11 protein-coding genes are annotated in these 11819 nt (G+C 50.1%); 7 read left to right on the forward strand and 4 right to left on the reverse strand.

Features of this window, described 5'->3' with window-relative positions; translation table 11 throughout:
• The 7 genes from C7T94_RS16795 to C7T94_RS16825 all read left to right on the forward strand — a co-directional run.
• The coding region (locus tag C7T94_RS16795) for an RHS repeat domain-containing protein (protein WP_162618746.1) at positions 1–3088 on the forward strand (3088 nt) is incomplete at its 5' end.
• Positions 3085–3459 carry a hypothetical protein gene (locus C7T94_RS16800; protein WP_162618747.1) on the forward strand — a complete coding sequence of 125 codons (375 nt, stop codon included), beginning with the start codon at positions 3085–3087 and terminating at the stop codon, positions 3457–3459. The genes C7T94_RS16795 and C7T94_RS16800, both read left to right, overlap by 4 nt.
• A 385-nt stretch (positions 3460–3844) precedes the next feature.
• Entirely contained in the window at positions 3845–4990 is a 1146-nt protein-coding gene (locus tag C7T94_RS16805) for a hypothetical protein (protein ID WP_107216830.1), read from the forward strand.
• A 63-nt stretch (positions 4991–5053) separates the two neighbouring features.
• A complete protein-coding gene (locus tag C7T94_RS16810; protein ID WP_107216832.1) occupies positions 5054–5623 on the forward strand; it encodes an RNA polymerase sigma factor in 570 nt (189 codons plus the stop codon).
• A complete protein-coding gene (locus C7T94_RS16815; RefSeq protein WP_107216834.1) occupies positions 5613–6371 on the forward strand; it encodes a hypothetical protein in 759 nt (252 codons plus the stop codon). Before C7T94_RS16810 ends, C7T94_RS16815 begins: the two co-directional genes overlap by 11 nt.
• A gap of 25 nt (positions 6372–6396) precedes the next feature.
• Positions 6397–7155, forward strand: a complete 759-nt coding sequence (locus C7T94_RS16820; protein ID WP_107216836.1) for an outer membrane beta-barrel protein — start codon at positions 6397–6399, stop codon at positions 7153–7155.
• Between the two features lie 131 nt (positions 7156–7286).
• A complete protein-coding gene (locus C7T94_RS16825; RefSeq protein WP_107216838.1) occupies positions 7287–8279 on the forward strand; it encodes an ABC transporter ATP-binding protein in 993 nt (330 codons plus the stop codon).
• Positions 8280–8387: 108 nt separating this feature from the next.
• Here C7T94_RS16825 and C7T94_RS16830 read toward each other — a convergent pair whose 3' ends face one another.
• The 4 genes from C7T94_RS16830 to C7T94_RS16845 form a co-directional block, all read right to left on the reverse strand.
• Positions 8388–8795, reverse strand: a complete 408-nt coding sequence (locus tag C7T94_RS16830; RefSeq protein ID WP_162618748.1) for a hypothetical protein — start codon at positions 8793–8795, stop codon at positions 8388–8390.
• 175 nt (positions 8796–8970) lie between these two features.
• Positions 8971–9312, reverse strand: coding sequence for a cupin domain-containing protein (locus C7T94_RS16835; protein WP_107216842.1), 342 nt, complete (start codon positions 9310–9312; stop codon positions 8971–8973).
• Complete coding sequence (gene ilvA, locus C7T94_RS16840) at positions 9309–10562, reverse strand: threonine ammonia-lyase IlvA (RefSeq protein WP_107216844.1); 1254 nt, start codon at positions 10560–10562, stop codon at positions 9309–9311. Before ilvA ends, C7T94_RS16835 begins: the two co-directional genes overlap by 4 nt.
• A 66-nt stretch (positions 10563–10628) precedes the next feature.
• Positions 10629–11801 (reverse strand): 2-isopropylmalate synthase, encoded by a 1173-nt coding sequence (locus C7T94_RS16845; RefSeq protein ID WP_107216846.1) that lies wholly within the window; start codon positions 11799–11801, stop codon positions 10629–10631.
• Positions 11802–11819: the final 18 nt, after the last annotated feature.

Consider the following 11819-nt stretch of genomic DNA (forward strand, 5'->3'; position numbering starts at 1 on the left):
GTATGATGATCAGGGGAACCTGACGCATGTATATGACCGGGCGGGCAAGAGCATCCGTTTTGGTTATGACGAACAGAACCGGGTAACCGGGCGTCGCAACCGCAACGGGATGCAGTACAGCTGGCGTTACGACAAACAGGGCCGGGTCACGCATACAGAAGGAGAAGGCGGTTACATGCGGGGGGAGATCAGGTATCACCCGGATGAGGGTTACAACGAGGTGATCTACCACAAAGACAAGATCGAGCAGTACTGGTATGATCAAGACCAGCTGGTGTACAAAAAAGTGGATGCGCTGGGCGGAGAAACCTGGTATGAATACAACCGCTATAACGAGCAGACCATGATGTCGAGCCCAGAGGGACGGGTAGCCGGCCAGGAATATGATGCGATGGGCAATGTAATTACCTGGTATCTGCCCGATGGCGGCCAGGAACATGCGAGCTATGACGAGGAGGGCCGGATGCTCAGCTTTACCGACGCTGCCGGTAACAAAGAAAGCTGGTTGTACGACAAGTTGGGCAGGCTGGAAAGCTACCTGCAGAAAGACGGACAGATGGTCAGATATACGTATGAAGGCAACAGAAAAAAACCGGCAACAGCAACAGACGGCCGCGGTACAGAACTGCGCTGGCAATACAATGCGCTGCAGCAGGTGGTGCTGTCAGAAAGTACAGAGGGTCTGCGCAAGCGATGGGATTATGACGTTTACGGACGGTTGAAAGTTTACCAACCCGACGGCGGCAGTGAAACCCGGTGGATCCGTGACGACCTGGGTCGGGTTAGCAAAATAGCGGTCAGGGGATTACAGGATCTCGAGCTGCGTTATGATGCGTACGATCTGCCGGTATTTGCCTCAGACGGCAGGGAAGAGTGGCAACTGAGTTATACGCCGATGGGCAAAGTGAAAACGCAGGTTCGGAAAGCTAAAGATGAGGGGAATACACAAACCCTGAAGTTTGCATACGATCCCTGGGATAACCTGTCGGCAGTGATCAATGAAAAAAGTGAGGAATACAGGTTTCATCTTGACGCGTGTGACCGGGTGATCAAAGAAATTCATTTTGACGGGCAGGAGGAAAACTTCCGGCTCAATGCCGATGGGCAGGTGGTTCAGAAAACCTTTGCCGATGGTAGGGTGAGCTACCATTCTTACGATCAGGGGGGCAGGCTGGTGTACACCCGTTTTGACGATGGCACGTACCAGGCCTTCCAGTATGATAAAAACGGGCTGCTCGTGCTGGCAGAAAACGAAAACTCGACGGTTGCAATCAGGCGGGATGCGCTTGGGCGGGTGACCGAAGAAGACCAGGATGGCCACAAAGTGCAATACCAATATGATGCGGCCGGAAATCTGCAAACATTGAGCAGCTCGCTGGGTGCCTCCGTACAATATGCGTATGACCCGCTGGGTTTCCTGAAAGAAATGACTGGCAGTCTGCCTGGCATGGACAATTGGCAGGCCGTGATCAGCAGGGACCCGTACGGACGGGAAACCATCCGGCATTCAGGAAACCTCAGACAGTTTAATGCATATGATCAGGTAGGCAGGCCATCTATGCAGCGCGTAGAGGCGGGTGGTATGCAGCAAAGCTACCGGCAATACAACTGGGGCCACAACGATAATCTGTTATCCTTATTGAATAATGTAACCGGCAACCGTACCGATTTCCGGTACGATACGTTCGGAAGTTTGTTCGCCGCCAGTTACAGTGACGATTCTGTGGTTCAGTACAAGGCACCTGATGAAGCCGGTAACCTGTACCGGCGGGCAGACCGCACCGACCGGCGATATGACCGGGGCGGAAAACTGCTCAAAGACGACCAATGGTACTACCGTTACGATGCCTGCGGTAACCTGCTTCAAAAAAGTAAAAGGAATATAAATGGGCTTGAAGCCGCACGAAGCCCGGAGCCTGCAAAGGAAGCTTCAGCAGGGCTGTTCGGTGGTACGGTTAGCTGGAAGACGGTATTGCCGGGTACGGCGACCGATCAGCAGGTTGGCGGCCTGGCTGATGCCGAACCGGATACACCTGAATGGCAGCCCGGCGACTGGGCTTACAGCTGGAAAGACAATGGCATGCTGCAGGCCGTCAGGAACCCGGAAGGTGAGGCAATCCGTTTTGAATACGACGCCCTTGGCCGGCGGACGGCTAAAATTAGCGGAGGCCGGATCAGGCGTTTTGTATGGCAAGGGAACGTGTTGCTGCATGAATGGGAATACGCGCTGGCAGATCGGCCGCAGGCCGGTGTCTCGGTCTCGGGCAAATTAGCGGCCGGGCCAGAACCGGTGAAAAATCTCATCACCTGGCTGTATGACCAAAGCAATTATACACCTGTAGCAAGGTTGCAAGACGATCGGCGCTACACCATTGTGAGCGATTACCTCGGCACGCCCACAGAAGCCTATGATGAGCGCGGGTACAAAGTGTGGAGTTGTGAGCTGGATATTTATGGCAAAGTACGTAAATTGACCGGCGACCGCAGTTTTGTCCCTTTCCGGTACCAGGGGCAATACGAGGACGCGGAAACCGGCCTGTATTATAACCGTTTCAGGTACTATGACCCGGAGAGCGGGTTGTATATCAGTAAAGACCCGATCGGCCTGGAAGGAGGAACAAGAGTTTATGGTTATACTAAAAATGTTAATTCAGAGATAGACCCACTGGGGTTAAATTCAATTGCAAACAAATTTCCTGATGATCCGATTCCACCGAATGCCAAGGTGATTAGCCACCAGATTATAGATGGCAATATAAAAGTGCCGAACGGACTGAAGGAGGTTGATTATGTTGTAACATTAGATGGTGAGTTAAGAGTTGGCAACAAGCATCAACTGCTAGGCGACAATAAAAATGTTCAGGCGGCTGGTCAGCTCAAATTGAATGGAAGGGGACAGATCAGGCGCCTTGACAACAGATCAGGGCACTACAGACCAACTATCGAGGAGTCGATGAGATTCCCGGATATCATCAGAAGTACAGGTGTTTCTTTATCCGGGGCAACATTCGAAGTCTCTGAATTTAAATTTGATGCCGATGGCTTCATTATAAGCGATAAAGTTGTCTATAGAGAAATATGCAAATGACGAAAAAGGATTTTAGAGATAACCTCTTAAAGGCGGTAGCGGAGATCGACCCCGGTATTGCTGAATACAGTTTTATGATTACACCCGTGCCGGAACAGCATGTTAAGTACAATTCGACAGATGATCGCATCCGGCTGTGGATGATGACGGAGAAGAATACGAAGAACCGTCAGTTCACGCTCGACGGAGCCGTCGATTTCCTGGTCCAACCGAACGATCGATATCCGCTATGGGTTAGGTTAAATCTGGTCGAGTCTGACGGCCGGAAAGCTTTGATTGAATTAAAGACGAGCATGCGGTTCCGAACACCCTCGCAGTTAAAGGACAATGGGAAGGGTTATCCGCCGTTTGCAGTTGGAGAGGGCGCATAGCACTTTTTGCGTGGCTTAAATAAATAGACCACCTTTCTCACGGGGTTGTTTGCGACGAGGAATTTTTTAATTGGATTCAAACAGAAAGCCTACGTATAATGGTAAGATGGTGATGGAGCTCAAACGGATATTAAATACAGCCCGGGCAAAATCGTTTTCGATGACCTAATGATCAAACATGCGGCTAATTCCCTAGACTGTCGAATTTTCATAGGGGGCACGAATCTGATCATATCGAGCTACGAGCGAAGACTTGCAGCAAAAACGGGGCTGCCGGAACCGACCGCTCCAGCTTTTAATTTGCCAATAGCAGAATAATGTTTCCGCTGCGGCGCAAATCGTAGCCCGGCACACAGATAAAAGCCATAAATTAGCGGCATAAAAAATGACCATGAATCTTCGCCCCTGGGCTGTACTCCTTATTGCGGTTGCTTCCTGGCTGCCTGCGGCTGCGCAATTTGACAACACCGCATTTTATAACCGGATCACAACCGACAGCACAGAAACCGGGTCGCTTAGTCTCGACTTCTATAATTTCAATTACGTTCGCAATTACGAGTTTTTCGGCCCATTTCAGGATGGCTATACGCTGTATGGCACGCAACTGCAGCCCAGGCTGGTCTACCAGGTGCATCCAAACCTGGTCATCTCGGCGGGCGCCTGGCTGCGAAAAGATTTTGGTGCCAACGGAATTACGGATGCCAAACCGTTGTTCCAGCTGAAATACCAGAAAGCGTCAACTTCGCTGATCTTTGGAAGTTTGGAGGGCGGGCTACACCACCGGTATATTGAACCGCTCTATGATTTTGAAAGACAACTGACCAACCCGGTCGAATATGGCACGCAATTCATTATTGACAAGGAAAAATTCTTTCTCGATGCCTGGATTGCCTGGCAGAAAATGATTTATAAACCATCGCCGGTTAAAGAGGAAATCCTGGCTGGCCTGTCTGTTGAAAAAGCTGCGGTGAAAAATGAATCCTTGCAGCTGAGCTTTCCGGCGCAGCTCATGGTATACCACCAGGGCGGACAAATCGATACGCTCAAATCGGTTCCTTTGTCGACCGTTTTTAATGGATCGGCAGGTTTCAAGTTGCATAAAACCTCTGCCGGCTTTCTTGCCGAAGTATTTACAGACAACTATGTCGTGGCCTACAAAGATTTCTCGCCGGAAAAGAGACGGGCGTATGACGCTGGCTTCGGTCTTTGGCTGAATGCCGGTCTGCGCACACAGAAATTCGGTACCCTGATCACCTCGTTCTGGCATGGCAATAACTTTATCTCGATTAAGGGGATGCCACTTTTTCAAAGTGTCTCGCAAAATATGGGGCTCGAGGGCTACACAGAACAGAAAAGAGACATTCTTATGTTCCGGTACGCTTACCAAAAGGAACTTTTGCCCAAACTGTTTCTCGATATCCGCCTCGAACCGCACCTGGATCTCAGCAGTCCGAAGGTCTCACAGCTGGAGTTTTCAAATTCCTTTTTTCTCACCTACCGCGAGGACTTTCGCCTTTTTAAAAGAAAATAATTTTTTTTTGCAACCCTTGCAACCAATCCTTTTTATCGGTCATCTTCTCTATACAAACACACAATGAAATTGACGCGAAGATATACGATAGATGATTTACTTGAAGGCTGTAAAGCCGGCGATCGCAAAATGCAGGAGCAGCTTTACCGTCTGACCGCTCCGAAGATGCTCGCTGTATGTCTGCGTTATGCGAAAGACCAGATGGAGGCAGAAGATGTGTTGCAAATGGGTTACGTAAAGGTGTTCAAAAAAATCAACGACTTCAGAGGCGAGGGCTCATTTGAAGGCTGGATCAGAAGAGTGATGGTGCATACAGCCATTGAAAGCTTTCGCAGAAACCAGCGTGCCCTGCAACTGGTCGACATTGATGAAGCGCATGAACAACCGTCGACCGGGTTCGATTTTAGCCGCCTCGGTATGCAGGACCTGATGAGAGCGATTCAAAAGCTGGCAGATGGTTACCGGATGGTTTTTAACATGTATGTCATAGAAGGGTATTCACACAAAGAAATAGGAGAAGCGCTGGGCATCTCAGAGGGAGCGAGTAAATCGCAGCTTTCAAGAGCAAGGGCCATCTTAAAAGATGAAATTATTAGAATGGAAGGATTTGGTTATGCAAACTATGCAGGATAAAGATTTTGATAACTTGTTCAAAGACCGCTTTGAGCATGCAACGGTCGAGCCGTCGGGGGATCTGTGGGCAAACATCAGCCAGGATCTGGAGCCGAAAAAGCGAAGGTTCAGCCTGGTGTACTGGAGTGCAGCGGCAGTGCTGCTGCTGGGTGTAGGTATCGCCTTCCTCTACCAGCCGGAAGAAAACAAGCGGCTTACCGCTGCCCGTACGCCCGATACCGGTAACAAGACGGTGCAGCAGGTGGCAGAGCCAAAAACAGCTGAGCCGGTTCCGGCACGGCCACAAACTGAAACAAATGTTCCGGCACTCGCTGTGGTACAGCCACCGGCTGAAACCGGCAAGAGAAAGCGGGTTAGCCCGGCACAACCTGAAAGAGAACCGGCGAAGGAACAGGTGGTGCGGCATGTAAAGCCGGAAACCATGATCGCCACTGCAGACAAACCCAGGGAAACAGCTACGCAAACAGACCTGCCGCAGCAAACCGAAATTGCAATTGCCAGTGCCGAACCTAAGCCAGTCAAAAATGACGGTTTTCGCACCCAGGCGGCTTTTCCGCAGGCAGGTCAGGAAGATTCTACGGAGGATGAGCCCAGGGAACGTTCAGGCCGCCGCGAAAGAGGGATCCTTGCTTTTGTAGGAAAAGTGAAAGACAAATTCGACAAGACAACAAAAAATATCATTACTGAAAAAAACGGAACCATGAGCATTGACCTTGGCTTCGTCAGAATCGATAAGGAAATCAACTAATACGCACACTCAACACACAAAAAACATGAAAAGGATAGTTCTCGCTGTATTGTTAACGGGATTTTCAATCAGCAGCTTTGCACAGACAGATTCGGTAAAAACAGATACCACCGTACGTAAAACTAAAACCATAAAAATTGGCGAGGTAGGGGTAAAATCAAAAAGTGACCGCGCTTATTTCGGGATCGGCATCGGCTTCGACTTCGGCTGGAACCGGTTCATTGACCAGGGCATCGCGGCAAACCCGCAACAGGTAAAGGACCTTTCCCTGGAACGCGGACCTAACTTTACGCTCAACTTGCTCATGGCTCGTGTTGATCTGGCAAAAAACCATTCCGTGCGTATCAAAACAGCGCTCGGCCTTGACTACAACACGTATCATTTCCGCAAAGCCATTACGCTGCAGCCTGATCAGGATGTACTGACCTATACGATCGATGAAAACAGAAATTTTGACAAAAACCTGCTTCGTTCAACTTATCTGCGGATCCCTTTGTTACTCGCCGTTCGCCCGGTTAAAGACTCCAGTTTCGAGCTGGCAGGCGGTGGCGAAGTTGGTGTCCTGATTTGGGGTAAGACAAAACAGATCAGCGATGAAGCCGGCAAAGTCAAGATCAAGGATACCTATAACCTCGAGCCTTTCCGCTACGGTTTAACTTTCAGGGTTGGTTACAGCGGTTTCAACCTGTATGGTAAATACTATTTGAACGACGTATTTGCGAAGAACCAGGGTCCTGCCGGCCTAAGCAACGTAGCCTTCGGTATTTCTTTCGGCGGCATTTAAAAATACACACACACAAATAAAACCGGTCCTGTTCCTGCAAAGGAGCAGGACTTTTTTATGGCCGGATCAGCTGGGGCAGCGACAACCGGGCCTTTCAGACCTTCGGCCGTATTTTTCGTTATCTTTACCCCGTGAGTAATTCGATCATCCGGGTTAAAAACCTGAGTAAACAATATCTGGAAGGACAGGCATCAGGTATTTCAACTGTTTCGTTTGAGCTTGCCGCCGGAGAAATCCTGGCCATTATCGGCGAAAGCGGCAGCGGCAAATCAACGCTGCTCAAATGCATTTATGGCTTGCTGAAACCAGACAGTGGCGAAATAGTATTCGACAACATGCGGGTTAAAGGCCCGGATGAACAGCTCGTGCCGGGCCACCCGCAGATGAAGATGGTTACGCAAGACTTTTCGCTGAACATTTACGCAAAAGTATACGACAACATTGCCTCCCAGCTTTCAAACACCAACGTCAAACTGAAGGAAAGCAAGACACTGGCCATGATGGATCAGCTTCGCATTGGCCATTTAAGAAACAAAAGAATTGTGGAACTGAGCGGCGGCGAACAACAGCGCGTAGCCATTGCACGAGCCCTGGTCAGCGACACCCGCGTGCTGCTGCTGGACGAACCGTTTAGCCAGGTCGACGCCCTGCTGAAAAACCAGCTCCGGACCGATATCAGAAAGCTCGTTGCAGAAACAGGCCTAACGGTCGTGCTTGTTTCACATGACCCGTCTGACGGGCTTTTCCTTGCGGATCAATTGCTGATCTTAAAATCTGGCCTCATGCAGCAAACGGGCCCTCCAAAGGCGGTGTACATGCGGCCGGATACGGTTTATACCGCACGTTTGCTGGGCAATGCCGTTGTGCTGAGCCGGAATGAGGCAGAAAGAATCGGCCTGAAGCCGCAGCAGGAGCAGGTTGCCTTCTATCCGGAATGGGTGACGACAGGCGATAGCCCGGGCAGCATACCCTTCACGGTAAAAGACAGGTATTTCAAGGGGTTTTACGAAGAGCTGGTTCTGGAAAGAAACGGGGTGCAGATCCGTGCCTTGCAGCTGCAGAACGGCAAACAGCGGGATACAGATCTCATCGGGGTACATATCCCTCGGTTTCTTGAATTTTAGATCAGACGAAGGGGTTAAAAAAAGTATTTAAAGCATGTCTGACGCTCGCTCAAAACAAAACAGGCAGGTTATGATCATAACCTGCCTGTTTTGTTTAACTTGTGTTTGTTACTCAGCAGAAGCCACCAGGACTACCCTTGTGGTAATTTCACCGCTTGGCCGCGCAGGCAGCACATTCTGGTCATAGTGGTTTTGCAGGTAGATACGAACACGACCCGGATAAGAGGTGTAGCTGTAGCGTACCCCACCGAATGTGAACGGAAGTGCATCGTACCCGTCGTCGTTGAAGCGTGCCATGGACACGATAACGCCGTCTACTTCGTACCGCTCAATTTCCGGGTTGTTGATGTCTGCGTAGTAATACCTGCCTTCAGAATCGTTGGCAACCTGCCATTGCCCGGGCTGAATGCTTGCAAAAATGGTATAGTTCTGGGTTTCTGGTGCGATCACTTCTTTTTTGCATGACACGAATCCCAGAGAGGTAATGCAAAGGAGTAAAAATGCTAGTCTTTTCATGGTTATAGTTATTTGTGTGTTTTTTCACAGAACGCAACTATGCTGCCAAGATTGTGTGCCGCCATGTAACAACTCAGATATGCGTTAAGGTGCTGAAATACAGGCTGTGATTTGCCTGATGATTCCTGCTGCTGTCCATTAAATATTACAGCCGCGAACCAGCACTGTCTGCAGCCTATTTCAGGAAATCTTCACGCATCGGATTAAAGACATCGATAAGCATTCCGGCTTCCAGGCAGGTTACGCCATGCAGCCGGCCAGAGGGGGCAAAAAAAACGTCGCCGGTTTTGAGTACCCGCTTTGCATCACCGATCTGCACTTCAAAAATTCCCTCCGCAACATAACTCATTTGCAGATGAGGGTGCTGGTGCAGATAACCAACCGCCCCCTGTTCAAACTGCACCTTGACGAGCATCAGTTCGGGTGTATGGTGCATGATCTTCCGCCTGACACCCGGATCGGTCGGCTGCCAGGGTTTCGAATCGTCTTCAATAAAAATGAGTTCCTGCAGGGTCATACAAGGTACTCAAAAAGGGTTTGATCCTGGTTGAGTTCGATGACCTCGAATTTGAAGTCTTTCATGCGCTGAAGCAGACCTGCATAATCCTGAGGGTCTTTCAACTCGATCCCCACCAGGGCGGGGCCATTTTCCCGCTCTGTCTTTTTGATAAATTCGAAACGTGTGATGTCGTCGTGGGGTCCGAGCACGTTTGATACAAAGAGTTTGAGCGCGCCCGGGCGCTGCGGGAAACGAACGATAAAGTAATGTTTCAGCCCTTCGAAAAGCAGGGATTTTTCCTTAATCTCCTGCATGCGCTCAATGTCATTGTTGCCGCCGCTAACAACACAGACGACGGTTTTGCCTTTAATCTGTTCGCGCAGCTGGTCTAAAGCGGCAATGGAAAGTGCGCCTGCAGGTTCTGCTACGATGGCGTCCTCGTTGTAGAGTTTCAAAATAGAGGTGCAGATCTTACCTTCGGGCACAAGCAGCATCTCGTTAAGCAGCGAGCGGCAATATGTGTAAGTAAGTTCGCCTACGCGTTTCACGGCGGCCCCGTCTACGAACCGGTCTATGTGATCGAGAGTGAGTGGTCCTTCGTGGCTGAAGGCATGTTTCATAGAAGGCGCGCCAAGGGGTTCGGTTCCGATGAGAATCACATCTGGTTTAACCGAACGCAGGTAATTGGATACACCTGCAGCAAGTCCGCCACCCCCTACGGGCATAATTACGATGTCCAGGTCGGGAAGGTCCTCGTAAATTTCTACGCCCACGGTACCCTGGCCTTCAATGATCTTGTGGTGATCAAACGGCGGAATAAACTTCATGCCGTGCTGGCTGGTGTACTGCAACGCTTCACGCAGGCAGTCATCAAAGGTATCGCCGACCAGGACGACCTCGATGTTGTCGCCGCCGAACATTTTCGTCTGTTTAACCTTTTGCTTGGGGGTTATTTCGGGCATAAAGATCACGCCCTTTATGTTCAGCTTTTTACAGGAATGCGCCACGCCCTGTGCATGGTTACCTGCGCTGGCGCAAACCACGCCATTTGCAGCCTCGGTCGCACTCAGGGAACTGATCATGTTGTACGCCCCGCGGAGCTTGTATGAACGTACCACCTGCATGTCTTCGCGCTTCAGGTAAATATTGGCATTGTACTGAGCAGATAAACCGGGATTAAATTCCAGCGGTGTACGTTTTACGATGCCTTTAAGCCGCTCGGCGGCGGCTGTAAAATCGAGGGAAACGGTAGATTCTGTGGTCTTCATTTTCTTTTAGCCTAGCCTTGTGAGGAAGTCATGCGGCTGCATACCGTCATGACTTCAAAATATAAATTAAGCGCCTGCTTTTGCCAGGTTATTCACGATCAACTGGTTCAGATCATCGTCGTTGATGTCTTTCTTAGCATCAGCGAGATCGAGAAACGCCGTGTAAATTGTAGCCAGCTGTTCTTTGTCTACCTGGTGGCCAAGGCGTTCAAGGTGGTGTTTGAGCGCGTGCCTTCCGCTGCGGGCGGTAAGAACGATCGCCGCAGAGGGAAAACCTACATCTTCAGGCCTGATGATTTCATAGTTTTCACGGTTTTTTAAAAAACCGTCCTGGTGAATACCTGAACTGTGCGAAAATGCGTTTGCACCTACAATTGCTTTGTTTGGCTGAACCGGCATATTCATTTGTGAGCGCACGGTATGGCTGATTTCAAAAAAGCGGGTGGCGTCGATGCCGGTATGCAGGCCCAGCGTTTTGTGGGTTTGCAGGATCATGACCACCTCTTCCATTGAGGTGTTACCAGCACGCTCGCCAATGCCGTTAATGGTACATTCTACCTGGCGGGCGCCATTCTGCAAACCGGCAATGCTGTTGGCCGTAGCCAGGCCAAGGTCATTGTGGCAGTGCACAGAGATAATGGCCTGGTCTATGTTTTTAACGTTTTCCCGGAGGAAACGGATTTTCGAGCCATATTGGTCAGGCAGACAGTAACCGTTCGTGTCAGGGATGTTGACAACGGTTGCGCCTGCCGCGATCACCGCCTCGACCATGCGCGCCAGGAACTCGATATCAGCGCGACCGGCGTCTTCAGCATAAAATTCAACATCTTCCACATATTTTTTTGCGTATTTCACCGCTTCCACACCGCGCGCCAGGATTTCCTCCCGGGTGCTGTTGAACTTGTGTTTGATGTGGAAATCGGAAGAGCCGATCCCTGTATGAATGCGTGGTCTTTTGGCATATTTAAGAGCCTGAGCGGCAACATCAATGTCATTCTTATTGGCACGTGTAAGCGCACAAATGATCGGATCATTTACCGCTTTGGAAAGCTCAATAACGCTGTTGAAGTCGCCCGGACTCGAAACCGGGAAGCCGGCTTCAATCACGTCAACACCCAGTAACTCAAGTGCCTTTGCGATTTCAATTTTTTCATGGGTGGCCAGTTGGCATCCCGGTACCTGCTCACCATCACGAAGGGTGGTGTCAAATACATAGACTTTGTTTGGGTCGTGAAGCATGGTTATTGATGTTTAATG

The organism is Pedobacter yulinensis (assembly GCF_003029735.1).
Taxonomy (GTDB): Bacteria; Bacteroidota; Bacteroidia; order Sphingobacteriales; family Sphingobacteriaceae; genus Pedobacter; species Pedobacter yulinensis.

Coding starts and splice junctions, on each gene's coding strand:
- C7T94_RS16800 (WP_162618747.1), top strand. CDS start 3,085: ATGACGAAAAAGGATTTTAGAGATAACCTCTTAAAGGCGGTAGCGGAG.
- C7T94_RS16805 (WP_107216830.1), top strand. CDS start 3,845: ATGACCATGAATCTTCGCCCCTGGGCTGTACTCCTTATTGCGGTTGCT.
- C7T94_RS16810 (WP_107216832.1), top strand. CDS start 5,054: ATGAAATTGACGCGAAGATATACGATAGATGATTTACTTGAAGGCTGT.
- C7T94_RS16815 (WP_107216834.1), top strand. CDS start 5,613: ATGCAGGATAAAGATTTTGATAACTTGTTCAAAGACCGCTTTGAGCAT.
- C7T94_RS16820 (WP_107216836.1), top strand. CDS start 6,397: ATGAAAAGGATAGTTCTCGCTGTATTGTTAACGGGATTTTCAATCAGC.
- C7T94_RS16830 (WP_162618748.1), bottom strand. CDS start 8,795: ATGAAAAGACTAGCATTTTTACTCCTTTGCATTACCTCTCTGGGATTC.
- C7T94_RS16835 (WP_107216842.1), bottom strand. CDS start 9,312: ATGACCCTGCAGGAACTCATTTTTATTGAAGACGATTCGAAACCCTGG.
- ilvA (WP_107216844.1), bottom strand. CDS start 10,562: ATGAAGACCACAGAATCTACCGTTTCCCTCGATTTTACAGCCGCCGCC.
- C7T94_RS16845 (WP_107216846.1), bottom strand. CDS start 11,801: ATGCTTCACGACCCAAACAAAGTCTATGTATTTGACACCACCCTTCGT.